The sequence below is a fragment of the Pseudoxanthomonas sp. SE1 genome (genome assembly GCF_029542205.1).
Taxonomy (GTDB): Bacteria; Pseudomonadota; Gammaproteobacteria; order Xanthomonadales; family Xanthomonadaceae; genus Pseudoxanthomonas_A.
Map to the genome: position 1 here is coordinate 3,748,158 of NZ_CP113783.1, position 22,484 is coordinate 3,770,641.

Here is a 22,484-nt window from a genome sequence, read left to right on the forward strand (position 1 = left end):
TGCGTAGGTTGGAGTGAGCGCGGCGAACCCCAACACCGCATCAATTCGGTTGACATGACGTTGGGGTTCGCAGGCTCTGCCCAACCTATCGTGCTCTAAAAGCTCATTCAAGCTAAACGCGCTTCGCGAGTCGACTCAATTCAGACTTTATATCTCTCATGGACCTTCCATCGAAATCCGTTTTTGATGCTTTAGACGCAAAGAACGTGACGCATGTACACCATGCAAATACCGTGCTAACGGCGTGTCACTTCATAAGGGCGAAGTCCTTGTTATCGCGTGGAAGTATCAAAAATAGGGGTCTAGAGCAGACCAGGCAATCGTCAGATGGTCTAGATAAACGCTATAGCATCTGGTTCGACGTTTTTACCGATTCGGTCGATATCCACGATCGAGCGAGAAGAGAAAACCATTACGGACCTGTTCTATTTGTATTTGATGCGGCCATCATCTCGGAAACATACACCGGTCGCATCTGGGTAACGAAAGAAAACCCAACAAAATGGCAAGGGAAATCCAAAGAACAGCGTTGGTTTCAATCTTCTGAGGAGCTGCGCAACGAATTCACCTATGGAACATTCGACCATATGATCGTTTTTCGTCACTGTGGCGGTGAGTTGCCATTTCATGGTTACCTGCAGAAGATTATTCTGGATGATCCAGCCATGAAGACTGACAAGGATGTTGATCTCTTCAGTGCCGCCTATGGGGCTCTACAGTTGGCTTTGAGTGACGCCGGACTCGACATTCCAATAGAAAGACGCTCATGTCGACGCGCGTGTCACTGCAAGCGCGACTACCAGACCCAGCCGGGGATTGCATATGAACGCTTCATGCCGGAGATCTAATAATTTATTCAAACCGAAGCGGTAGTTCCTACGGTTTAGCCAGCGTAGCCCGGGTAAGCGCAGCGCACCCGGGGCGCTTTACACGGATGGGTTACGTTTCCCCGGGCGGCCTTTGGCCTTACCCAGGCTACTCGCTTAAGTCCGGCATTGGGCCGCTATGGAGGCTGCCATGAAGGTCGAAATATCCGTCTTTGACCCGAATGACGATAGATTCATATCGTTCTCTGACTATCAGTTCACGCACCTTGGCTGCGGACCCATGACCAGTAAGTCCGTCATCTCAGTCGGCGAGACCTTTTTGCAGTGCGCCTGCGGGCTAGAGATTCATCTACCACGGGACGGAAGTGGAGAGATGGCAATCACCCAAACGATCATTGACGGAGAGGCCAGAGACTTAGAATCTGACTCCTTTCACTCCAATCTAGCAAACGCAGTGCGCGTGTATGCGCAGGGTGCATCCTAACAGTTCATTCAAGCCGACGCCGCTTCGCGGCGCGGCCTAACTCAGGCGTTAGGGCTCAAATATCGAGCCCCGCGGAGAACCCTAAGCACATCGGTGACGTTGATCGCTTCTTGCCCTCCATCACACCGAAGCTAGCCAGCGTAGCCCGGGTAAGCGCAGCGCGCCCGGGAGCGCTTTACACGGATGCGTTACGTTTCCCCGGATGCGGCCTTTGGCCTTACCCTGGCCACTTGCTCCAACCCATCCACGTTCCGTTATCCACGAAATCTCCGGAGATCCCATGGCATTCGCAAGGACGGCGTTTTCTCTGCTCGCGATCTCAGCGATATGCTGGGTAGCGGGTTGCACTCGGAACGACACTGCAGTTGTCGTCGATCACCAGACCGAAGGCAACCTTGAGTCGAACAATCCACTCGGTTGCATCGACTCCACCGCCGCCAGAAGCACCCATACGCCGGCGGACCTCTACCAGGGGGTTGCCGCTTGCGTCGCTGCCGGCAGCCTGGAGAACGCCACCCTGCTGTACGCGCTTGCAGGCACTTACGGGCGCTTCGACATGCTTCGCGTGACCGACAGAAGCGCGCACCAGGCGATCACCGTGCTGCAGATGCAGGCGCTTGGCCCCCTCCCCAAAGAGAAGAAGGACGGGTTGCAGCAAGCCACGATGAAGATGAAGGAAGATCCGGCACGTCTTGCCGCCTCGTGCACGGAAATCCGCCGGATCGGTCCGCCTGACTACGTGCCCCGTTACATGATCCAGCACGGCATGGGCGCCTTCTTGCCGGACAATGGCGACGGGCTCGATGAAGCCTTCGACGGAGCGGCGGCTTGGGAGCAGGCCCTCACGTCCTACTTGAACTGCCCCACAGGAGACGCGGGAACCTGATCCGTCCGTCGGGGTCGCGAGGGGCCACGCACGCCGCCGGTAGGCAAGGCAGCTTCACGAGCGGGCGTAGCTCACTACGAACACCCTCCACAACACTGCCCCGCCTTATGCCCGCGCGATTCATCGTCGCCGGCTTCTGCATGTTCGCCGGCCTCCTTGAGGATGGCGATCACGCGTTCGGTGGGGAGCGTGGTCATCACGACCAGACGGCCGGTGCCGGATTCCATCGTCACTTCGGCTTCGGGGTCCCAGGCGCGAAGCGCCTCGGTCATGGCCTGCTGGCGTTGCTCGGAGGATGCGGGGGCGTGGTCGGACATCGGGCTTCCTGTCGTCGTTGGTGCGCGCTTGCGCGGGTGACGGAACTGTAGGGGCTTGCCAGTCGCGCAGCCTTGACCCGAATCAAGACGACGACAGCCACCGAATCGCGGCCCGCCTGACCCATGTCAAGGCGAGCGCATGCGGGCGCGGGCAAGCTGCCTGCATGAAGATCGACATCGTGCCTCCACCCCGCCCGCGTGCCGCACCGCCGATGCCCGGCCTGTCGCCCGCGTGGCTCGCACACGCGCCGCACCGGATGATGTTCTTCGTCGGCGCCGGCAACGTGCTGCTGGCGATGCTGTGGTGGGCGCTGTGGCTGGTGGCCACGCGCTGGGGCCTGTGGACGATGCCCGAGACCGCGATCTACGCCGGCTGGCTGCATGCATTCCTGATGCAGTACCTGGTGCTGCCCAGTTTCATCTTCGGCTTCCTGCTGACCGTGTTCCCGCGCTGGATGGGCATGGCCGACTTGAAGCGCTGGCACTACGTGCCGGTGGGGCTGGGCCTGATGGGCGGACAGGTGGCGATCCTGCTCGGCGTCGCAGGCTGGCAGGCGGGACTGACCGTCGGCCTGTGGATGGCGTTGGCTGGCTGGACCGCCGCGCTGCTGACACTCGGCCGGTTGCTTGCCGACGACAGCGCGAAGACCTGGCATGCGCGCTCGTGCTTCGCCGGCCTGCTGCTGGGCTGGCTGGGGCTGGTGATGTTCGTCGCCTTCGCATTGGGCGCGTCACCGACGTGGGCCTTCGCCAGCATCAAGCTGGGCAGCTTCGGCCTGTTGCTGCCGGTGTACGTGACGGTGGCGCACCGCATGTTCCCGTTCTTCGCCGGCAACGTGGTGCCGGGCTACGTGCCGTGGCGTTCGCTGCCGTGGCTGGGCGTGGTGTGGGCGCTGCTGATGCTGCATCTCGCCCTGGAACTGATGCACGCCTATGCATGGCTGTGGCTGGCCGACGTGCCGCTGCTCGTGCTCACCGCATGGGCGGTGCATCGCTGGTGGCCTCGCGGCAGGATGCCGGGCCTGCTGGCCGTGCTGTTCATCGGCACCGCGTGGTTGCCGGTGACGTTCCTGCTGTATGTGGTGCAGAGCGTGACCTTCCTCGCAACGGATGACTTCGTGCTGGGGCGCGCTCCGATGCATGCGATGTTCATCGGGTTCTTCGGCAGCCTGCTGGTGGCGATGGTGACGCGGGTGACGCAGGGCCACTCGGGACGGCCGCTGGTGATGCCGAGCGTGGCGTGGTTCGCCTTCGTCGCGATCCAGGCGGTCGCGGTGATGCGCGTCATCGCCGACCTCGCGCCGGATGCGATGGCGTGGCAGGCGGCGGCCGCAGTGGGCTGGTTGCTCGCGCTCGCGCCGTGGGTCGGTCGCATCGGCGGCATCTACCTGCGTCCGCGCGCGGACGGGCGGCCGGGATGAGCGCCATGATGACCTTTTACCCCGACATCAAGCTGGTCCACATGGGCGCCGCGATGACCAGCGGCACGCTGTTCGCGCTGCGTGCGCTCGCCCTGCTGGCCGGCATGCACTGGCCACGCGCGGCGGCGGTGCGCTACCTGAGCTACAGCATCGACACGGTGCTGCTGACCGGCGCGATGATGCTGCTGACGATCCTCCCGTCCGGCCTGTTCGCCAATGGCTGGCTGGTGGCGAAGATCGCCTTTCTTGTCGCGTATGTCGGGCTGGGCATCGCGGCCTTCCGTCCCGCACGCGGGGCCGGTGCGCGTGCGCTGCTGGTGGGCGCGGCCGTGCTGTGCTTCCTGCAGGTCTACGGCATCGCGCGCGCGCATGACCCGTTGGGCTGGCTGCTCTGGCTGGGGAATTAAACGTCATGGACACTTCACTGGACACCTCGTTGCTGCCGGACGCCTTCGGCACCTGTGCGTGCTGCGTGCGCGAATCGCTGGATGCGGCGGGGGTACTGCTCGATTGCGCATCCAGCCGGGACGAAACGGAGGACGACGCATGGCACATGCCGTGACCCTGCTGCGACTGGATCTGCGCGACCTGGCCGCACCCGAACCGATGCAGCGCATCCTCGACTGCCTGCGCACACTGCGGCGCGGCGAGCGGCTGGTCGCGCTGACACCGCATCCACCCGTGCCCTTGCTGCCGATCCTCGATGACGAAGGCTTCGCCTACCACGTCTACGCGGGCACCACGGGCAGCGCCTGCATCGCGATCTGCCACGCAGAGGACAGGCACGCACTGGAACCGCCGCGCGCGGCATGAGCGGTCTGGCGTTCGCGCAGGCGCCTCCGTCGCTGGTGCCGATGCGTTTCCTGCAGTTCGCGCTGGCCTGGGGCCTTGTCGCCGGCCTGTGGCTGGCGTGGCAGGGCGAGGTGGCGTTGCTCTCGCGCTGGACGCCGGCCACGCTCGTGCTGGTGCACATGCTCGCGCTGGGCCTGCTCGGCAACGCGATGCTGGGCAGCCTGGTGCAGTTCCTGCCGGTGGCGGCGGGCAGTCCGCTTCCCTGCCCTCGCCTGGTGCCGTGGCTGCACGCGATGTTCAACCTCGGCGTCGTCCTGCTGCTGGCGACCCTGGCATCGCAGGCGCGTGCGTGCGCCGTGCCCGCCGGCGTGCTGCTCGGGGGATCGCTTGCGGTGTTCACGGCGCTGGCACTGGTCGCCGTCCTGCGAGGCAACGGGCAGCGCGTCGTCCGCCATGGCATCGGGCTGGCGCTGATCGCGCTGGCGATGACGACGGCGCTGGGATTGCTGCTGCTTGCTGCACGCACCGGCTGGCGTGTGCCCGCGCCGCCTGGTCTGGTGGACCTGCATGCGGTGTTCGGCACGCTGGGCTGGGTCCTGGGCCTGCTGGCCGCCGTGGGCAGCATCACACTGCCGATGCTGCAGGGCACGCATGCGGTGTCGTCCGTGGCGTCACGCGTGTGGCAGGCGAGCCTGCTGGCAACGCTCGGCATCGTGGCCGCCGCACAGGTGAACCTGCTGCCCGACGCGGCGTGGCGCGTGGCGGCATGGCCCTTCGCCGTCTTCGGCATCGCCGTGTTCGTATTGCAGGCACGCGCACCGCATCGCCGCAATCCCACGTTGCGCCGGTTCTGGCAAGCGGGCTGTGCAGCCCTGCTTGCCGCGAGCGTCACAGCCTTGTGGTCCGGCATGCCGTTGTTGCTGGTCGGTACGCTGGTCCTCGGCGTCGGCCTGCCTCTGCTGGTCGTGGGCATGGCACTGGAGATCACCGGCTTCCTGACCTGGATCGCACTGCGCCAGCGCATCCCGCGGGGCATCCGCGTACCGGGCGTGGGCAGCCTGTTCGCGGAAGCGGACAAGCGACGCGCGTTCGCCGTGCATGTCATCGCGGACTTGCTGCTGGTGATGGCCGCGCTCGTACCGGCCTTGGCCCGCACCGCCGGCTTCGCGATCGCGCTCGCCTATGCGCTGAGCCTGCACGGGCAATGGCGCTGCTGGCGGCAGGCGGCGACGTGGCGGCGCGACGATGGCTGATTCTCCGTTACTTTTCGCGCGCGGGAAGTTCTGAACGACAGACCCGTTCGTGGTGAGCTTGTCGAACCACGCTTTCCACGCGGAAGCAGGGCGACCATGGCCCGTTGATCTCTCGCAAAGAGCGCGGTTCGACAGGTTCTCCACGAACGGCATTGAGGGGCCACGACCGCCCGGCGACGATGCCCGCCGATTCCCTCGCGTCAGTAGCGCAGGTTGAGCTTCACCCAGGCGGTGCGGCCGGGTTCGTTGATGCGTACCGGATCGGCCGGATAGCCGAAGGCGCTGTTCCCGCCGAGGTTGAGGTGTTCGCTGTAGGCGCGGTCGAACAGGTTGTCGATGCCGGCGGTCAGCTGCGCGCGTTCGCTGAAGCGGTAGCCGCCATTGAGCGAGAACACTGCGAAGCCCGCGCTCGGCCCGAGATCGCGTCCGACCACGTTGCCCTGCGTGGTGCTGACGCGGTCCTGTGCCGCCACCACGCGCCACAGTGCGCCCCATGTCCACGGCCCGTGTTCGCGGCTGGCGGCCAGGCGCGCTTCCAGCGGCGGCATCTGCGGCAGTGCGATGCCGGTGTCGCGCACCTCGCCCCACGCATAGGACGCCGAACCGGAAAGCTTCCACCCCGGCGCCGGGCGCCAGTCGATGCCGGCTTCGCCGCCGCGGATGTTCGCGTCCACGTTGTGGGCCCGGGTGGTGCTGCCCATCATCCCGGCGGCGTAGTCGAACAGGATGAAGTCCTGCACGCGCCCGGCATACAGCGATACCCACGCATCCACCTTCGCGCCCTTGTACTGCGCGCCGATGTCGAGCTGCGTGGTGCGCTCCGGTTGCACGCCGGCGAAGGCATTGGCGGAACCCACCGGGCCGCGCGTGGGCGAAAACAGTTCCCAGTAGTCCGGCTTGCGCTGCGTGTGGCCGAGGCCGGCATACGCGCCCCAGCGGCCGCCCATGTCGTACTCGTAGCGGGCGAACGCGCTGGGCAGCGATTCCCTGCGTGTCATCCCGGCGGTGGGGTTCGGCGCCGGCATCATGCCGGCGGTGATGGCGCGCAGATCCTGCGCCTCCGCGCGATCGATGCGCAGGCCACTCATCAGGTGGTGCTTGTCGGTGATGTGCCAGTGCGATTCGGCGAAGGCGCCCCAGCTCTGGAACTTGGCGTCCACCGACCACGGCATGGCGAGATAGGCGCCGCGTCCCATCGCGCTGCGCTTGCTGTGGCGGCTGGCGCGCAGGTCCAGGCCGGCGGTCACTTCCCAGCGATCCTTCTGCCAGGTCGTCGCCACGCGGCCGCCGCGCGTGCGGTGCGCCACGTTGCTGGCCATCGGCATCGGCATGCTGCCGGTGGGGTCGGGATCGCGCAGCGTGTAGTTGTCCATCACGTGGTCCACGTCGTTCTGGTAGACGTTGGCGACCACGGCGTCCAGCACGCCCCCGATGTGCTTCTTCTCGAAGCGCAGCCCGAGGCTGTCGCGCTCGAACTGCGCGCCGTCCATCCCGCGCCCGGCATAGCGGGCCTCCGCATCGCCGATGCCTGCGCTCAGCTCCAGCACGGTATCTTCGCCCGGCGTCCAGCCGAGCGCAGCATCGGCATTCCACTTCTTCCATGCGGAAGGCACCCGCTCCCCGTTGCCGTCTTCGTAGTCGTCGGCTTCGGAACGGTTGGCCGAGACGCGCGCGTAGCCGCGCGGCGTGCCGGCGCTGATGTCCAGCACCTGGTCGTTGCGGCCGTGGCTGCCGGCCAGCACGCTGCCTGACGCCTGCACGCCGGGCTCGGCGAAGTACGGGATCTCGCGCTCGAAGCGCACCGTGCCGGCGGAAGCGCCGCCGCCCCACAGCACGGTCTGCGGCCCCTTGATGACGACCAGGCGGTCGTAGGTTTCCGGCGCGATGTACGACAGTGCGTTGTCCATGCGCGACGGGCATGCGCCGCTCATCGCGCCATCGTTGGTCATCAGGTTGATGCGCGAGCCGAACATGCCGCGCAGCACCGGATCGCCATTGGTGCCGCCACTGCGCAGCGTGGAGAAGCCGGGGATCGTCTTCAGGTAATCGGCGCCATCGCTGGCGGGCACCGGCTGGCGCGGCAGCTTGGGGTCGGTGATGAAGGTGGTCGCCATCGCGGGCGCGACGCCCACCACGACGATGCCGTCCAGCGTGGTCGTCGGCATCGCATCGGCGTGCGTCGCGGCATGCGAGTCGCCCGCATGCGCCAACGGCATGTTGGCGAGCGCGCCCAGCAGGGCCACGGCAAGCAGGTTACGGGTCATGGCGCATCTCCCTTCGTGTGATGCGCCCATTCTCGCGACGCACCCTGGAGTGCAGATGCGACGCGTTGTCGCAGCCCCCGACGCGCTTGACCTTGGTCAAGCCGATGCGCGAATTCCCGCTTCCGGCCGTCGACGATTGATCCAGATCAACGTCGGCGTCGCAGTGCGTTTCCACCATGGATGCACACCCACCACGACCCATCGAAGGAAAGCGCCATGAAACGCCTGCATCCCCATGTACTCCCCTGCGCCCTCGCCGGCGCGCTCGCTGCGATGTTCGCCATTCCCGCGCTCGCCAGCGACAGGATCGCCCCGGCCGGCGAAACCATCCATGCCGTGCTGACGGCGCCCCCGATGGTGCCCGCGCCGCTCACGCGCAAGACGCCGGCCCATGTCGTCGTCGACCTCGAGATGATCGAGAAGGACATGCGGATGGCCGATGGCGTGACCTACAACTTCTGGACCTTCGGCGGCACGGTGCCGGGCAGCTTCATCCGCGTGCGCAAGGGCGACACGGTGGAGTTCAAGCTGAAGAACCGCCACGACTCGCACATGTCGCACAACATCGACCTGCATGCCGTCACCGGCCAGGGCGGCGGCGCCGAAGCGACGTTCACCCTGCCAGGCAAGGAAACGCAGTTCTCGTTCAAGGCGCTGAATCCCGGCCTGTACATCTACCACTGCGCGATGGCGCCGGTCGGCATGCACATCGCCAACGGCATGTACGGCCTGATCCTGGTCGAGCCGGAAGAAGGTTTGCCGCCGGTGGACAAGGAGTTCTACGTGGTGCAGGGCGACTTCTACACCGAAGGCGCGTACGGCGAACCCGGCCTGCAGCCCTTCAGCCTGGAGAAGGCGATCGACGAACATCCGACCTACGTGGTGTTCAACGGCTCGGTGGACGCGCTGCAGGGCGACAACGCGCTGACGGCCAAGGCGGGCGAGACGATCCGCATGTTCGTCGGCAATGGCGGCCCCAACCTGGTGTCCAGCTTCCACGTGATCGGCGAGATCTTCGACAAGGTCTACACCGAAGGCGGCAGCAAGTACCAGGAGAACGTGCAGACCACGCTGATCCCGGCGGGCGGTTCGGCCATGGTCGAGTTCAAGGCGGACGTGCCGGGCAACTTCGTGCTGGTGGACCACAGCATCTTCCGCACGTTCCACAAGGGCTCGCTGGGCATCCTGAAGGTGGAGGGCGAGAAGAACCCCGACATCTACACGGGCCAGCAGCACGACATCGAGTACCCGGAAGCCAAGCCGGCCGACAGGAAGTGAGCCATCGATGAAACGGACGCTGCCCTCGACCGCCTCGCTCTTCCTGCTCGCCATGGCGTCGGCGCTCGCCATTGCCGGCGATGCAGGCAACGGGTACCGGCACGTCGAGGGCGGCGACTTCCGTTCTTCGGTACGTTTCGAAGAGACCACCCGCGTGGTGCGGGTGGCTTCGTTCTCGCTGATGGCGCGGCCGGTCAGCAACCACGAGTTCGCCGGTTTCGTCGCGCGCCAGTCGCAGTGGCGACGCGACCGCATTCCCACGGTGTTCGCCAGCCCGGGATATCTCGGCCACTGGGCCAGCGCCGATGCCCCGGGCGATGGCGTCGATCCGGACGCCCCGGCCGTGCACGTCAACTGGTACGCCGCCGATGCCTACTGCCGCGAGCAGCAGGCGCGCCTGCCCCGCTTCGTGGAGTGGGAATATGCGGCAGCGGCCGATGCGACCCGGCGCGACGCCCGCGGCGATCCGCGATGGCGGATGCGCCAGGTCAACGACGGCACGCCGCATGCGATCGATGCGGCGCCCGACACGCCAGCAAATGCATACGGCATCCAGGGCCTGCACGGCGCGTACTGGGAGTGGAGCGAGGACTACGCCTCGCTGCTGGGCGATGGCGACCGTCGCGGCCAGCAGGATGGCGACAGCCTGCGCTACTGCGGCGCCACTGCGCTGGCCTTCAACGATCCCGGCGACTACGGCGTGGTCAAGCGCTTCGTCCTGCTGTCGGCACTGCAACCCGGGGCCACCCTGGGCAACCTCGGTTTCCGCTGCGCAAGGAGTACGCCATGAAACGCTTGTCCTTCTTCCTGTCCGCCACGCTGGCCCTTGCCGGCAGCCTGCACGCGCAGTCGCTGCCGGGCGATTCGGTCTACCACCTGCAGGCGACAACGCAGGATGCCGGCAGCCGACCCGTCGCGTGGTCGTCGCTGCGCGGCCAGCCGCGTGTGGTGTCGATGTTCTATACGAACTGCCACCTGATGTGCCCGCTGATCATCGAGAACGCCAAGAGCGTGCAGAAGCAGCTCGCGCCGCGCGAACGGGCGAAGCTGGGCATGGTGATGGTCAGCCTGGACCCGGCGCGCGACACGCCGGCCGCCTTGCAGGAGGTCGCCCGCCGCCATCGCGTGCCGGAGGGCTGGCAGTTCCTGGCGCCCGCCGGCAACGACGTGCGTGCGATCGCCAGCGTGCTGGATGTGCGCTACCGCTTCCGCGACGACGGCAGCATCAACCACACCAGCATGCTGGTGTTGCTGGACGCCGACGGCCGCGTGCGTGCGCGCAGCGAGGTGACCGGAGCCGCGGCGGATCCCGCGTTCCTGATCCAGGTCAAGGCAGTGCTCGCCGAGCCGTGATGACATGGCACCCACACCTCTTCCCGATCCTCATCATTCCCCAAGGAGCCTCTCCATGAACCTGTCCCGTACCTTCGTCGCCATCGCCCTGCTCAGCGCCGCCGGCATGGCGCACGCCGCCGGCAACTGCACCGTCAGCCTGAAGGGCGACGATGCGATGAAGTTCGACCTGAAGGAAGCCACCGTTTCCGCCAGTTGCCCGACCATCACCATCGAACTGATCCACAGCGGCAAGCTGCCGGTCGCCGCGATGGGTCACAACGTGGTGGTGTCGAAGACCGCCGACCTGGCAGGCGTCGCCCGCGACGGCATGAAGGCGGGCGCTGCCGGCGCCTACGTGCCCGCAGGCGACGCACGCGTGATCGCACACACCTCGCTGGTGGGCGGCGGCCAGAAGACGAAGATCACCTTCCCGGGCAAGAAACTCACCGCCGGCGGCGACTACAGCTTCTTCTGCAGCTTCCCCGGCCACTCCACCCTGATGAAGGGCAAGCTGGTCGTCACCAAGTAATCCGATCCGTCAGATGATGCGCCGCCTGCGGGCGGTGCATCTTTCTTGTGGTGCAGGCCATGGAATATCTCATCCGCCTGGGCGATGCCCCCATCGACCTGGCCGTCATCGAACGCCACCTGCAGGACCTGGATCCCGCAGCGGTGCTGGACCTGGATGCCCCGTCAGGATGCCTGCGCTGTTCCACCAGCGCACTCGCGGTGGAACTGCTGATGGCCCTCGCGCAGGCGGGCCATCGCGTCACGCCCGACACCATCGAACGCCTGCCGTCGGTGTGCTGCGGTGGATGCAGCGGGTGACCGGGACTACCTGCCGCCAGCCTCATCCCGACGACCAACCCCGTGCCGATCCGTCCGCTCACTTGTTGATCGGCAGCTCCACGCGTGCGACCAGGCCGCCAAGGCGCGCGGAACCCCCCAGATGGATGCGACCACCGTGGGCAGTGACAGCCTCTGCGGCGATGGCGAGCCCCAGCCCGCTGCCGTCGCTTCCCCCGCCCAGACGGCGGTAGAAACGGTCGAAAACCCGTTCCCTTTCGTCCTCGGGGATGCCTGGGCCGCTGTCTTCCACCGTGAGCACCGCATGCGTGCCCGTGACGAAGATCCGCACTTCGATCACGCCCCCTGCCGGCGTATAGCGCAGCGCATTCTCGATCAGGTTGCGCACCAGCAGGCCCAGCGTGAACTCGTCTCCCCACAGCTGCACGCCTTCCAGCGTCAGGACGATCTCCTGGTTCTTTCGCTCCGCCAACGGCCGGAGTTCATCCACCTCCGTCCTCACCAGCGCATCGAGATCGAGCCTGGAACGCTCGCGCTCGCCTCCCAGGCTCTCGGCCCGGCTGAGCGAAAGAAGCTGGGACGCCAGTCGTTCCACGCGCTCGATGCTGATGCCGAGCAGTTCCTGTGACTGTGCCCGATCCTGTTCGTCGAGGGCGTGGCGCGCATTGTCCGCATGCACCTTCAATGCGCTGATCGGCGTCCGCAGTTCGTGGGCGGCGTCCGCAACGAAGTTGCGCTCGCGTGCGAGCGCGACGTCCAGCCGCTGCAGCAATCCATTGATGGCACTCACCAGCCCCTGCGCCTCGCGCGGCACATCGGCGGGATCCAGCGGCACCAGCCGCTCCGGATGGCGTTGGCCGATCTCCATCGACAGGCCACGCAGCGAGCGCGTGGCCAAGGCAACGCTCCACCAGATCACCAGCGCCATCAGCGGAAGCGCCAGCAGCAAGGGAAGCAGTGTCCCTCCCGCGATATCGGTGGCCAGTTCCTGGCGGATATCGGAAAGCTCGGCAGACTGGAACCAACGGCCATTCGACGAGCGCAGCGTGAACGTGCGCCAGCGTGCGCCTTCGATCACGACATCGGAGAACCCGGGTTCAGCCACCGCCAGCGGAGTCGTCGGGGCGCTGTCCGAACGCAGCAGCAAGCGCTGCTCCGAGTCCCACACCTGGAATGCGAGCTTGTTCTCGTACGCGTGGCCGTCATCGAAGGCGAGCGCTTCGCCGACGCCCCGGGCCTCGCCATGCCAGCCGCGCAGGACGATCGGCTCACCCGGATAGGCATTGAGCTCGCTCAAGGGCTCGTCGACCAGACTCACGAGCACGCGGGTGGACTGCACGAGCCTGGCGTCGAACATTTCGCCAGCCTCCTGCAGACCCGCGCGGTAGCTGAGCCAGCCAGCCGCCGACATCACGATGCCCAGCGTGCCGAGCAGCAGCAACAGCAGCGTCGCGCGCATCGATCTCATGCAGCGTCTCCGGCAACGTCGCCGAGGGCATATCCGATGCCGCGCACCGTGCGGATGGCGGCCGGCTCCAGCTTGCGGCGGAGTTGGTGGACATGCACGTCCACCGCGTTGCTTGCGACATCCTCGTTCCAGCCATAGAGGTGCCGCTGGATCGTGTCGCGCGCCATCGGGCGGCCACCCTGCTCCATCAGGACGCGCAGCAGTGCGAACTCACGCCGGGTCAGATCGACACTTCGTCCCTTCCAGGTCGCGGTGAGCGTGGCCGGGTCCAGGCGCAGAGGCCCCGCTTCCAGCGAAGGGGTCGCCCTTCCGGAACTTCGCCTGATCAGCGCACGCACCCTGGCGAGCAGTTCGGCGGTATCGAATGGTTTTCCCAGGTAGTCGTCCGCACCGACGTCCAGCCCCAGCGTACGATCGGACGGCCGTTCGCGGGCGCTCAGCACGAGGATGGGCACCGGGTTCCCGGCAGCGCGTACCTGCCGTATCACCTCGATGCCATCCATCCGCGGCAATCCCAGGTCCAGCACCACGAGGTCGAATTCGCCATCGCGCATCGCCGTGAGTCCGCTCGCACCATCCTGCACCCAATCGACCGCGAAGGCACCGCGTCGCATGGCGATGCAGATGCCTTCGCCCAGCAACGGGTCGTCTTCCACCAGCAGGATGCGCATGCGGCCAGTCTGGTGCCCGTCCCCTCAGTTGGCAAGGTGACCGGCGATGTCCTTGAGCTTGCTCTCCGCCTCGCGGCGGCGACCGGCATCGGCCACTTCCCGGCCTGGCCGCGCCGGTGCCGCCAACGCCTTCTGGAACGCCGCGCGCGCGCCTGTCCAGTCCTTCTGGTCGAGCAGGAAATCCGCATAGAAGTAGTTGGCGTCGATGCCATCCGGATCGATGGCCAGCCCCTTGCGGAGCATGGCGCGCGCCGTGTCGTCGTTGCCGAAGCCAAGCGGCCAGCCCGGCACCTGGTAGTACAGCGCGCCCAGGCTGGTGTAGGCCGCACCATCCAGCGCGTCAGGCGCGATCTTGATGGCCGCCTCGAAATCGGCACGCGCGCGCTTCACCAGCCCGAGCGCCCCCATCCCGCCCTTCTCGCCTGCCAGGCTCGACAGCACGATGCCTTCCCAGATCAGCGCGGATGCATCGTGCGGGTGTGCCTCGCGGATCTTCGCGGCCTGGCGCGCAAGCTCTTCGAAAGCCGGTTCGCGCTGTGCCTTCGGCACCTGGTAGTTGATCTGCGCCCAACGGTCGCGTACTTGGCCGGTCGTGGTGGCGCCGGGTTCGCCTGCCAGCGCAATCCCGACCAGCAGCGTTGTCGACATGAGAATCAGGAAGAGCATGGACTTACCGTAAGCGTGGTTCATGGTGGATGTTCTCCTCGGTGGATGATCGTGGTCGTCGCGCATGCCGGCGGACGATGGGCAGGCTGTTGCGCAGATTGCGATCGACCAGTCCGGGCACCAGCCCATTGATGCGCGCGAACAGTTTTTCCGGCCAACCGATCTGCATGCGCGACCGGCCCTGCACGATGGCCGCGACGAGCTGGCGCGCGACTTCGGCCGGCACGTCGCTGCTGACCTTGAGTTCGGCATTCAGCGCATCGACGGCGGGCGTGTTGAACGGCGTGCGGGTGGCGCGTGGCGACAGGTACTGGAAGCGCAGGCCGGTATCGGCGTATTCCCTTGCCAGCGCTTCGGTCAGTCCGCGCAGGCCGAACTTGCTGGCGCTGTAAGCCGCGAAGCCGGGGAACGCCAGGCTGCCGAAGGTGGAGCCGACAACGACCACGGCGGCCGATGCGTGCGTCCTCAGGAGCGGCAGCAAGGCATGCGCGAGCAGCATCGGCGCCACCAGGTTGGTCTGCACCAACCGCTCCATTTCCACAGGGTCCTGCTCTTCGAACAGGCCGAATGCCGCCTGCGCGTGCGCCAGCACCAGCACCGAAGGCAGCGGGCTCGCGGCCTGCGCCGCGCGCAGCAGATGGGCGCGACCGTCCTCCGTCGCCACATCGGCGACGACCCACGACGTACTGCCCTCAGGCATGTGTTGCGCGACCCGGCGCAGCTTAGCCTCGTCGCGCCCCACGGCAAGCACGCGCGCACCGGCGGCGACCAGCGCCGCACACAATGGCTGGCCGATGCCGCCACTGGCGCCGGTCAGGATCACGGTTCTGCCGGCGAGTTCCATCAGGCCGCCTCGGCCAGGCGCATGCCATCGGCACGCAGGGTGCGGAAGATGTCGCCATAGAGCACGTAGAAGCGTCGTGCGGCATGGATGACCGCCGCCTGGTCGCCCAGGTCGTCCAGGCGATCCATCAGGCGCTTGAAGAACCCGACATGTTCGATGTCCAGGTCGCCATGGGACAGCAGGTAGCCGAATGCATTGCGCGGCAGGTCGAGCGAGGTCTGCAGGGTGTTGGCGGCGCGCGTGGCGAGCGCAACGCTGGTGCCCTCCAGCACCAGCACCATGCCGAAGAAGCCGACCGGATTGCCGCGCTGGATGGTGTCGTAGGCGTAACTGACCATCAGCTCCGTCGCCAACGACGGCGACGACATCGCGGCCGCGGCGCGGTCTTCGCCACATGCCGCGATATCGTCCAGCACCCACTCGTGGTGCCCCATCTCTTCGTCGATGTACTCGCCGACCGCCGTGCGCAACCATTCCAGACGCGCGGGCAGGCGCGCACCGCAGGCCATCAGCAGGGGCACCGTGTGGCGGACATGGTGATAGGCCTGGGTGAGGAAGGCCACGTAATCCTCGCGCGCTATCCTGCCCGCCAGCGCGGACTGGATGAGGGGAATGGAAAGCAGGCTGTCGCGCTCGCGCATGGTCTGTGCGACCAGCTCGTCATGGAAACTCATGCGGTGACTCCGGAGGGGGAAACGTTCGGGATGAGGCGATAGCAGGCGTCGACATCGGCCTGGTAGCGGTCGAGGATGGCGGCGCGGCGCGGACGGCCGTTCGCGGTCACCAGGCCCGCGTCCGCGGTGAACGGGGCGGCGCGCACGAAGCGCGCGACGCGTGCATAGTCGGGTAGTCCGGCGTTGACCTCCCCCAGTGCATGCGTGATCTGCGCGTCGTCCACGTCGGGCCGGCGTGGCACCAGCACCGCCACGTTGTCCGCCTGGCCTTCGCCCCAGACCACCGCCTGCGCGATGGCCGGATGCGCCAGCAGCTCGCTCTCCACCCACTCCGGCGACACATTGCGCCCGAAGGCGGTGATGAAGACGTTCTTGCGTCGCCCGGTGATGTGCACGAAACCTTCGTCGTCGCGATAACCCAGGTCGCCCGTGCGCAACGGCCCCTCTTCCAGCGGGTCGCCCCCGAGATAACCCAGTGCGCGTGCACCGTCGACGCAGATCTCGCCATCCACGATCGAGACACCGGCATGCGGCAAGGCCTGGCCGACGCTGCCATCGCGCGTAGCGCCAGGGCGATTCAGGCACACCACGGAACCGCACTCTGTCAGACCATAACCTTCGAACACGGGAAGGCCGAGCACGCGCGCACGCGCGAGCAGGCCAGGCCCCACGCGCCCACCACCCACCGCGATGTAGCGCAACGAGGCGGGCAAGGGAGCACCCTGCTCCGCCGCCATCACCAGTGCCAACAGCAACTGGGGCACCAGGATCACGCTTTCGGGCTGGTAGCGGTGCAGGCAACGCAGCAGCGTGGGCACGTCGAGGCCGGTCGCGCCGGTGTAGCCGATCTCGGACAGCGACGGCAGCGCGATCTCCGCATCCGCCAGGAGGGCGGCATACAGTCCGGCCACGTTCTCCAGCAGCGTTGCGAGCGGCATCAGGCAAAGATGCCGGCGAGGCGCGATCGCAGCGGCGGCATCCACCAGCGATCCGGCCACGCCGAACAGCGTGTGCGCATCCAGGCACACGCCTCGTGGGCGACCCGTCGTGCCGGACGTATAGGTGATGCAGCCGGTGCGATGCGGCAGCGCCGGTGCCGCGGCTTCGTCCGCCTGCGCACGCCAGCATGCCAGGCGCTCGCCATCGAGGAAGCCGGTCAGCGCCTCGACGCCGGGCGGCATGGCGTCCTCGCGGGAAGTGACGACGCATTGCGCCCCGCTGTTGGCCAGTGCGTGCAGCACCTGCGCATCGGAGAAGAACATCGGCAGCGGCACATGCACGCCGCCGGTTTCACGGATCGCCATGTCCAGCACGAACCAGCTCGGCCCGTTGTCCAGGCGACTGGCGACACGCCGGATGTCCATCTTCGTCATCCACTCGACGAGATGCCCGATCCGTGCCGCAAGCGCCCTGTCATCCAGGGTGCCTTGCGCCGTGATCAGGCGGGGACGTCCGCTGCCTTCGGACTCGCGCAGGACGACATCCATCGGCGTCCTCATGGTGACCCCGCCAGGCAAAGATCGGGAGTGCCGCTGCATGTCCGCGGCATGTGCCTGCCCCGCAGGTAGGCCACGCCCTCTGCGAGGTTGCCGCATATCAGTCGTGGCCGCGACGCGTAGTAGGAGCCCCAGTCTCCACCGGCATCACCGAGCCGTTCGGCACGCGCTTCAGCCAGCTCGATCATCGGCAGATGCAGGCGCTCGAACGCATTGCGCAACTGTCGGGTGGCGACCAGCAGGACCCATGTCATGCCCGCCGACTGCAGGGTCAGCGAGAGCTGCAGGATGAGTTCGCGCGCGATCCCGGGCGTGGTGGCGGCGAAGTTGCCGGCTTCGACGATCTGGCGGCGGTCGATCTGCGCGATCTGCCGGTGCGCCATCACCTGTTCGACTGGCGCATCGAGGTAGTGCTCGACGAACAGCGGCCCCTCGCCCCCGGCACGTACACCGACGGCGGCGGCGAGCCGACCGTCGCTGTCGCGGTAGGCGAGCAGATGGGGGAAGAAGCTGCGCAGCGCCGCGCCGTAGCGTTCGCGGTAGACGTGGCTGATGAACGACTCGACTTCGTCCCGGTCGGGATCGTGGCGATCGATCAGCTGGACGCTGGCGAAGCGTCCCGGCAGCGGGGCAAGTACGATGTGGGAGCGGATCCAGTGCATGGCGTGCATGCTGGAATCGCTCGATTAAGGGTCGATTAGCTCGAAGTTAAGCGCTCATTAGATTCCCGGCACGAATTCGTGAGAATCCGCGCCGCATCACGGCGGATCTAAATCCCCTCTGAACATCGCGCACCACGCATCACCAGAATACGGTGTACAGCGCCACCAGGATCGCGATCACCGCGACCGCCCCGATGTTGAATGCGCCGCTCGTGCGGTAGTCGACATCGCGGGTCTGGATGATGTCCTTCTCCGGTGCGTGCGGCGTCGCCAGCGACACGACGACGGCCAGCACCAGCGCCAGCAGGAACACCAGGCCCACACGGTCGATGAAGGGCAGCGCCGGCCAGGCCAGCTTCAGCACGATCGACAGTGCGAACGAACCGATCGCCGCCGCCAGCGCGCCGGCCTCGTTGGCGCGCTTCCAGAACAGGCCCAGCACGAAGATCACCACGATGCCCGGGGTGAAGAAGCCGGTGTACTCCTGAATGTACTGGAACGCCTGGTCGAAGCTGCCCAGCAGCGGCTTCGCCGCCAGGATGCCGAGCACGACCGTGACCACCGCGGCGATGCGACCCACGCGCACCAGCTTCGTTTCATCGTGCTGGCGCTTGCCCTTGGCGTAGAAGTCGAGGGTGAAGATGGTCGCCACCGAATTGATCTTCGACGCCAGCGACGCGACGATCGCGGCCACCAGCGCGGCGAACACCAGGCCGAGGATGCCGGTAGGCAGCAGGCGCATCATCGTCGGATACGCCTGGTCGGGCTTGTCCAGCCCCGGCGCCAGCATCACCGCGGCGATGCCCGGCAGCACCACGATCACCGGCATCAGCAGCTTGAGGAACGCGGCGAACAGCACGCCCTTCTGCGCCTCGCCGATGTCCTTCGCCGCGAGCGCGCGCTGGATGATGTACTGGTTGAAGCCCCAGTAGCTGATGTTCATGATCCACATCCCACCGAGCAGCACGCTGAGGCCCGGCAGGTCCTTGTAGAACGGGTTGTCCTTGTCGAGGATCATCTCGAAGTGGCCCGGCTGCGCGTCCCACAGCCGATGGAAGCCGGCGACGACGCCCGCGCCCTCGCCCAGTTCGTTGAGCGTCAGGCCCGCGACCAGCAGGCCGCCCAGCACCAGCAGCGACACCTGCACGATGTCGGTCAGCGCCACCGCCTTCAGCCCGCCATAGAGCTGGTAGAGCAGCGCGAACACGCCGATCAGCACCACCGCGAGCATCTGGTCCATGCCGGTGACCTGCGACACCGCGATGGCGCCCAGCCAGAGGATCGAGGTGACGTTGACGAACACGTAGAGCCCCAGCCAGAACACGGCCATCAGCGTGCGGATGCGCGTGCCGTACCGCTGTTCGAGGAACTGCGGCATGGTGTAGATGCCGTTGCGCAGGAACACCGGCAGGAACCACTTGCCGACGATCAGCAGCGTGGCCGCCGCCATCCATTCGTACGAGGCGATCGCCAGGCCGATGGCATAGCCGGAGCCGGACATGCCGATGATCTGCTCGGCCGAGATGTTGGCCGCGATCAGCGATGCACCGATGGCCCACCACGGCAGCGACTTGCTGGCGAGGAAGTAATCCTTCGCATCCTTCGTATGCCCCGCTTTCTCGCGCGACACCCATTGCGCCAGCACGAAGATGCCGGCCAGGTAGGCCAGCACGATGGCGATATCCAGTCCCGACAGTGTCATCCCGTTCCCCTATCCCCAAACGACAAGCGATGCCGCGATGCATTCCCGGACGCATGCGCGCCCGGGAATGCGCTCACCGTCAGCGCGGGCAGTCGACCGCCTGCTCCGCCTGGTCCAGCGACCCCAGTGCGACGCGCGAGACCGAGATCGTCATGGTGCCGGCACTGCCGATCGCCCACGGCCGATCCAGCTTGCTGACATCGGCGCCGGCCTTGGCCAGGCACTTCAGCGGCACGCCGACCCGCGTCCACTGGCCGGCCGGCAGCTTCGCCAGCGTCGGTGCCAACGGTACGCGCGCGCTGCATCCGGTGCCGCAACCGACCGACAGCCAGGCCTCGCCACTGGGCGCGGCGTCCACGCGCAACGTGGTCAGCAGCATCACGTCGCCGTTGCTCTCGCGCTGCAGGTCCAGCGCCGTGTGCGACTGCAGCGCCGCGACCGCTTCGCCCTTGCCCGACCAGGCAAGGCGACGCGCGTCTTCCTGCGCCAGGTGGTCCACGCCGGTGACTTTCAACAGATCCGCGTTCAATGCCTCCGGCACCTTGGTGACGGTGACGCCCTGCCCGTCGGCGGCCTCCAGACGCAACGCCATGCCGGAACCGGCATCGCCGCGCGCGAAGAACACGCCGGTCGCCCCTTCGTCGCCGCTCACGCCGGATTCTTCCGGCAGCGCGGCCAGGTCGCCCTTGTCCGCATAGGTCAGGCCGAAGCCGAACGCGAACAGCGGGTCGTACCCTTCCTGTCCCACGTTGTTGGCGTACTGTGTCGCGGTGCGCGGCCAGCTGAAGCTGAGCTTGCCCTTGAAGTCGTGCTGCACGCTGCCATCGGCCTTGCGCAGCAGCACATCGGCGATGCCTGCGCCTTCCGAGCCCGGCAGCCATGCCGCGACGAACGCATCCGCGGCATTGATCTCGCGGTTCATCCACAGCGGGCGTCCACTCAGGAACACCGCCACCACCGGGATGCCCTCGGCTTTCAGTCGCTTGATCAATTCGAGGTCGGCGTCATCGCCCGGCTTGTAGAGCAGCGTCTGCAGGTCGCCCTGGAACTCCGCGTACGGGTTCTCGCCGAACACCACCACCGCCACGTCGGGCTTCTGCGTGTACTTGCCGTCGACCGACAGCAGCGCCTCGCCACCGGCGGCCTTCGCCTGCTGCGCGATGCCTTCGTAGATCGAATCGGCGTTGGGGAAGTCCTTGCGCGTTGTGCCGGTGCCCTGCCAGTTGAGCGTCCAGCCACCGGCCTGCTTGCCGACATCGTGGGCGCCGTCGCCGGCGACCAGGATGCGCTGCTTCGGCGCCAGCGGCAGCACGCCGCCCGCGTTCTTCAGCAGCACCAGCGATTCACGCACGGCCTGGCGCGCCACCGCGCGATGCTCCGGTGAACCCAGCAGCGCGAACTGTCCACCCACCGTGCGCGCGGACGGCTTGCCCGCCTCGAACAGGCCCAGGCGGAACTTCACCCGCAGGATCCGGCGCACCGCGTCATCCAGGCGTTCCTGGCTGATCGTGCCCGCCTTCACCGCCGCCAGCGTGGTCTCGTAGAACCCCTTCCAGCTGTCCGACGCCATCGCCATGTCCAGGCCGGCGTTGATCGTGGCCGGGCAGTCGGTGTTGGTGCAGCCCTTCACCTGGCCGTGGCCGTTCCAGTCGCCGACCACGAAGCCGCCGAACTGCATGCGGCCTTTCAGCGCATCGGTCAGGTACGGCTTGTTGCCGTGCATCTTCTCGCCGTTGACGCTGTTGAACGACGCCATCACCGTCTGCGCGCCCGCCGCGATCGCGGGCGGATAACCGGCGGCATGGATGCGCACCAGCTCGGCCTCGCTGATCTTCGTGTCGCCCTGGTCCTTGCCGTTGGTGGTGCCGCCATCGCCCAGGAAGTGCTTCACCGAGGCGATCACGTGGCGGCCGTCGAGGAAGCCGGGCGTACCGGCCTTGCCCTGCAGGCCTTCGACCATCGCGCCGGCATAGCTGGCGACGATCTCGGGCGACTCGGAATAGCCCTCGTACGAGCGGCCCCAGCGGTCGTCCTGCGGCACCGCCACCGTCGGCGCGAAGGCCCACTCCATGCCGGTGGCGCGTGTTTCCAGCGCGGTGATCTCGCCGATGCGGCGCAGCAGGTCCGGGTTGCGCGTCGCGCCCAGGCCGATGTTGTGCGGGAACAGCGTGGCGCCGACGATGTTGCTCTGGCCGTGCACGGCATCGATGCCGAAGATCACCGGGATCGCCTTGCCGCCCTGCGAGGTGTCCATCGACGCCTCGTAGAAGGCATCGGCCAGCGCCAGCCATTCGGCAGGCGCGGCGTCGTAGCGGCCGCCCGGATCGGAGTTACCGCCGGCGAGGATGGAACCGAGCCGGTACCTGCGCACGTCTTCCGGGGTGATGCTGGCGATGTCGCCCTGCACCAGCTGGCCGACCTTCTCTTCCACCGTCATCGTGGCCATCAGGTCGGTGATGCGCTTTTCCAGTGCGGCGTCCTCGGCCAGCGGCCAGGCCACCTGTGGCCACGGATTCGCCTGAGCCTGCGGTGCGGGCGCCCCGGCCTTGCCATCGCCCTTGCAGGCAGCCAGCGCCAATGCCAGCGCGGCCAGCAGCACACCGCTGCGGGCACGCATGAAGTTGCGGTTCGTCATGG

The 22,484-nt window shown here is 66.9% G+C and carries 23 protein-coding genes; 12 read left to right on the forward strand and 11 right to left on the reverse strand.

The window, feature by feature from the left end:
- Positions 1 to 158 precede the first annotated feature (158 nt).
- Both OY559_RS17675 and OY559_RS17680 read left to right on the forward strand, forming a co-directional pair.
- Complete coding sequence (locus tag OY559_RS17675) at positions 159 to 848, forward strand: hypothetical protein (RefSeq protein ID WP_277727590.1); 690 nt, start codon at positions 159 to 161, stop codon at positions 846 to 848.
- Between the two features lie 743 nt (positions 849 to 1,591).
- Positions 1,592 to 2,197 carry a hypothetical protein gene (locus tag OY559_RS17680; protein WP_277727591.1) on the forward strand — a complete coding sequence of 202 codons (606 nt, stop codon included), beginning with the start codon at positions 1,592 to 1,594 and terminating at the stop codon, positions 2,195 to 2,197.
- 74 nt (positions 2,198 to 2,271) lie between these two features.
- Here the strand turns inward: OY559_RS17680 and OY559_RS17685 are convergent, their stop codons facing one another.
- Positions 2,272 to 2,514, reverse strand: a complete 243-nt coding sequence (locus OY559_RS17685; protein WP_277727592.1) for a hypothetical protein — start codon at positions 2,512 to 2,514, stop codon at positions 2,272 to 2,274.
- A 164-nt stretch (positions 2,515 to 2,678) separates the two neighbouring features.
- Between OY559_RS17685 and OY559_RS17690 the strand changes: the two genes are divergently transcribed.
- The 5 genes from OY559_RS17690 to OY559_RS17710 are packed head-to-tail and all read left to right on the forward strand — an operon-like array spanning position 2,679 to position 5,980.
- Positions 2,679 to 3,935, forward strand: a complete 1,257-nt coding sequence (locus OY559_RS17690) for an NnrS family protein (protein ID WP_277727593.1) — start codon at positions 2,679 to 2,681, stop codon at positions 3,933 to 3,935.
- 8 nt (positions 3,936 to 3,943) lie between these two features.
- Positions 3,944 to 4,342, forward strand: a complete 399-nt coding sequence (locus tag OY559_RS17695) for a SirB2 family protein (protein WP_343228735.1) — start codon at positions 3,944 to 3,946, stop codon at positions 4,340 to 4,342.
- A gap of 5 nt (positions 4,343 to 4,347) precedes the next feature.
- On the forward strand, positions 4,348 to 4,497 hold the full coding sequence (locus OY559_RS17700; RefSeq protein ID WP_277727595.1) for a hypothetical protein: 150 nt from the start codon (positions 4,348 to 4,350) through the stop codon (positions 4,495 to 4,497).
- Positions 4,482 to 4,748: a DUF2249 domain-containing protein gene (locus OY559_RS17705; protein ID WP_241045656.1), complete on the forward strand. Its 267-nt coding sequence runs from the start codon at positions 4,482 to 4,484 to the stop codon at positions 4,746 to 4,748. Before OY559_RS17700 ends, OY559_RS17705 begins: the two co-directional genes overlap by 16 nt.
- Complete coding sequence (locus OY559_RS17710; protein WP_277727596.1) at positions 4,745 to 5,980, forward strand: hypothetical protein; 1,236 nt, start codon at positions 4,745 to 4,747, stop codon at positions 5,978 to 5,980. Before OY559_RS17705 ends, OY559_RS17710 begins: the two co-directional genes overlap by 4 nt.
- 200 nt (positions 5,981 to 6,180) lie before the next feature.
- On the opposite strand, the gene OY559_RS17715 is transcribed toward OY559_RS17710, so the two are convergent.
- Complete coding sequence (locus tag OY559_RS17715) at positions 6,181 to 8,145, reverse strand: TonB-dependent copper receptor (RefSeq protein ID WP_277730050.1); 1,965 nt, start codon at positions 8,143 to 8,145, stop codon at positions 6,181 to 6,183.
- 315 nt (positions 8,146 to 8,460) lie between these two features.
- On the opposite strand from OY559_RS17715, the gene nirK reads away from it, so the two are divergent.
- The 5 genes from nirK to OY559_RS17740 are packed head-to-tail and all read left to right on the forward strand — an operon-like array spanning position 8,461 to position 11,685.
- Positions 8,461 to 9,522, forward strand: coding sequence for a copper-containing nitrite reductase (gene nirK / locus OY559_RS17720; protein WP_277727597.1), 1,062 nt, complete (start codon positions 8,461 to 8,463; stop codon positions 9,520 to 9,522).
- Between the two features lie 7 nt (positions 9,523 to 9,529).
- Entirely contained in the window at positions 9,530 to 10,312 is a 783-nt protein-coding gene (locus OY559_RS17725; RefSeq protein WP_277727598.1) for a formylglycine-generating enzyme family protein, read from the forward strand.
- Positions 10,309 to 10,875 (forward strand): SCO family protein, encoded by a 567-nt coding sequence (locus OY559_RS17730; protein ID WP_277727599.1) that lies wholly within the window; start codon positions 10,309 to 10,311, stop codon positions 10,873 to 10,875. The genes OY559_RS17725 and OY559_RS17730 overlap by 4 nt, the downstream gene beginning before the upstream one ends.
- Before the next feature lie 55 nt (positions 10,876 to 10,930).
- Positions 10,931 to 11,386: an azurin gene (azu, locus tag OY559_RS17735; RefSeq protein ID WP_277727600.1), complete on the forward strand. Its 456-nt coding sequence runs from the start codon at positions 10,931 to 10,933 to the stop codon at positions 11,384 to 11,386.
- A gap of 59 nt (positions 11,387 to 11,445) precedes the next feature.
- A complete protein-coding gene (locus OY559_RS17740) occupies positions 11,446 to 11,685 on the forward strand; it encodes a hypothetical protein (RefSeq protein ID WP_277727602.1) in 240 nt (79 codons plus the stop codon).
- A gap of 58 nt (positions 11,686 to 11,743) precedes the next feature.
- Here the strand turns inward: OY559_RS17740 and OY559_RS17745 are convergent, their stop codons facing one another.
- The 9 genes from OY559_RS17745 to OY559_RS17785 form a co-directional block, all read right to left on the reverse strand.
- Positions 11,744 to 13,111, reverse strand: a complete 1,368-nt coding sequence (locus tag OY559_RS17745; RefSeq protein ID WP_277730051.1) for a sensor histidine kinase — start codon at positions 13,109 to 13,111, stop codon at positions 11,744 to 11,746.
- 17 nt (positions 13,112 to 13,128) lie between these two features.
- Positions 13,129 to 13,803, reverse strand: coding sequence for a response regulator (locus OY559_RS17750; RefSeq protein WP_277727604.1), 675 nt, complete (start codon positions 13,801 to 13,803; stop codon positions 13,129 to 13,131).
- A 24-nt stretch (positions 13,804 to 13,827) separates the two neighbouring features.
- The gene (locus OY559_RS17755; RefSeq protein ID WP_343228736.1) at positions 13,828 to 14,469 is read right to left on the reverse strand and encodes a tetratricopeptide repeat protein; all 642 of its coding nucleotides are present in this window, start codon (positions 14,467 to 14,469) and stop codon (positions 13,828 to 13,830) included.
- Between the two features lie 4 nt (positions 14,470 to 14,473).
- Positions 14,474 to 15,313 carry an SDR family oxidoreductase gene (locus tag OY559_RS17760; protein WP_277727605.1) on the reverse strand — a complete coding sequence of 280 codons (840 nt, stop codon included), beginning with the start codon at positions 15,311 to 15,313 and terminating at the stop codon, positions 14,474 to 14,476.
- A complete protein-coding gene (locus tag OY559_RS17765) occupies positions 15,313 to 15,987 on the reverse strand; it encodes an iron-containing redox enzyme family protein (RefSeq protein ID WP_277727606.1) in 675 nt (224 codons plus the stop codon). Before OY559_RS17765 ends, OY559_RS17760 begins: the two co-directional genes overlap by 1 nt.
- Positions 15,984 to 17,474 (reverse strand): AMP-binding protein, encoded by a 1,491-nt coding sequence (locus OY559_RS17770; RefSeq protein WP_277727607.1) that lies wholly within the window; start codon positions 17,472 to 17,474, stop codon positions 15,984 to 15,986. The genes OY559_RS17765 and OY559_RS17770 overlap by 4 nt, the downstream gene beginning before the upstream one ends.
- Before the next feature lie 8 nt (positions 17,475 to 17,482).
- A complete protein-coding gene (locus tag OY559_RS17775) occupies positions 17,483 to 18,145 on the reverse strand; it encodes a thermostable hemolysin (RefSeq protein ID WP_277727608.1) in 663 nt (220 codons plus the stop codon).
- Between the two features lie 139 nt (positions 18,146 to 18,284).
- Positions 18,285 to 19,847 carry a sodium/sugar symporter gene (locus tag OY559_RS17780; RefSeq protein WP_277727609.1) on the reverse strand — a complete coding sequence of 521 codons (1,563 nt, stop codon included), beginning with the start codon at positions 19,845 to 19,847 and terminating at the stop codon, positions 18,285 to 18,287.
- Between the two features lie 79 nt (positions 19,848 to 19,926).
- Positions 19,927 to 22,482, reverse strand: coding sequence for a glycoside hydrolase family 3 protein (locus OY559_RS17785; protein ID WP_277727610.1), 2,556 nt, complete (start codon positions 22,480 to 22,482; stop codon positions 19,927 to 19,929).
- Positions 22,483 to 22,484: the final 2 nt, after the last annotated feature.

What these genes read in the sequence shown, in the direction of transcription:
- OY559_RS17690 (WP_277727593.1), top strand. Translation starts at nt 2,679, where the DNA reads ATGAAGATCGACATCGTGCCTCCACCCCGCCCGCGTGCCGCACCGCCG.
- OY559_RS17685 (WP_277727592.1), bottom strand. Translation starts at nt 2,514, where the DNA reads ATGTCCGACCACGCCCCCGCATCCTCCGAGCAACGCCAGCAGGCCATG.
- OY559_RS17740 (WP_277727602.1), top strand. Translation starts at nt 11,446, where the DNA reads ATGGAATATCTCATCCGCCTGGGCGATGCCCCCATCGACCTGGCCGTC.
- OY559_RS17770 (WP_277727607.1), bottom strand. Translation starts at nt 17,474, where the DNA reads ATGGATGTCGTCCTGCGCGAGTCCGAAGGCAGCGGACGTCCCCGCCTG.
- OY559_RS17675 (WP_277727590.1), top strand. Translation starts at nt 159, where the DNA reads ATGGACCTTCCATCGAAATCCGTTTTTGATGCTTTAGACGCAAAGAAC.
- OY559_RS17780 (WP_277727609.1), bottom strand. Translation starts at nt 19,847, where the DNA reads ATGACACTGTCGGGACTGGATATCGCCATCGTGCTGGCCTACCTGGCC.
- OY559_RS17760 (WP_277727605.1), bottom strand. Translation starts at nt 15,313, where the DNA reads ATGGAACTCGCCGGCAGAACCGTGATCCTGACCGGCGCCAGTGGCGGC.
- azu (WP_277727600.1), top strand. Translation starts at nt 10,931, where the DNA reads ATGAACCTGTCCCGTACCTTCGTCGCCATCGCCCTGCTCAGCGCCGCC.
- OY559_RS17710 (WP_277727596.1), top strand. Translation starts at nt 4,745, where the DNA reads ATGAGCGGTCTGGCGTTCGCGCAGGCGCCTCCGTCGCTGGTGCCGATG.
- OY559_RS17700 (WP_277727595.1), top strand. Translation starts at nt 4,348, where the DNA reads ATGGACACTTCACTGGACACCTCGTTGCTGCCGGACGCCTTCGGCACC.
- nirK (WP_277727597.1), top strand. Translation starts at nt 8,461, where the DNA reads ATGAAACGCCTGCATCCCCATGTACTCCCCTGCGCCCTCGCCGGCGCG.
- OY559_RS17765 (WP_277727606.1), bottom strand. Translation starts at nt 15,987, where the DNA reads ATGAGTTTCCATGACGAGCTGGTCGCACAGACCATGCGCGAGCGCGAC.
- OY559_RS17705 (WP_241045656.1), top strand. Translation starts at nt 4,482, where the DNA reads ATGGCACATGCCGTGACCCTGCTGCGACTGGATCTGCGCGACCTGGCC.
- OY559_RS17730 (WP_277727599.1), top strand. Translation starts at nt 10,309, where the DNA reads ATGAAACGCTTGTCCTTCTTCCTGTCCGCCACGCTGGCCCTTGCCGGC.
- OY559_RS17775 (WP_277727608.1), bottom strand. Translation starts at nt 18,145, where the DNA reads ATGCACTGGATCCGCTCCCACATCGTACTTGCCCCGCTGCCGGGACGC.
- OY559_RS17715 (WP_277730050.1), bottom strand. Translation starts at nt 8,145, where the DNA reads ATGCCGACGACCACGCTGGACGGCATCGTCGTGGTGGGCGTCGCGCCC.
- OY559_RS17755 (WP_343228736.1), bottom strand. Translation starts at nt 14,469, where the DNA reads ATGCTCTTCCTGATTCTCATGTCGACAACGCTGCTGGTCGGGATTGCG.
- OY559_RS17695 (WP_343228735.1), top strand. Translation starts at nt 3,944, where the DNA reads ATGACCTTTTACCCCGACATCAAGCTGGTCCACATGGGCGCCGCGATG.
- OY559_RS17725 (WP_277727598.1), top strand. Translation starts at nt 9,530, where the DNA reads ATGAAACGGACGCTGCCCTCGACCGCCTCGCTCTTCCTGCTCGCCATG.
- OY559_RS17785 (WP_277727610.1), bottom strand. Translation starts at nt 22,482, where the DNA reads ATGACGAACCGCAACTTCATGCGTGCCCGCAGCGGTGTGCTGCTGGCC.
- OY559_RS17750 (WP_277727604.1), bottom strand. Translation starts at nt 13,803, where the DNA reads ATGCGCATCCTGCTGGTGGAAGACGACCCGTTGCTGGGCGAAGGCATC.
- OY559_RS17680 (WP_277727591.1), top strand. Translation starts at nt 1,592, where the DNA reads ATGGCATTCGCAAGGACGGCGTTTTCTCTGCTCGCGATCTCAGCGATA.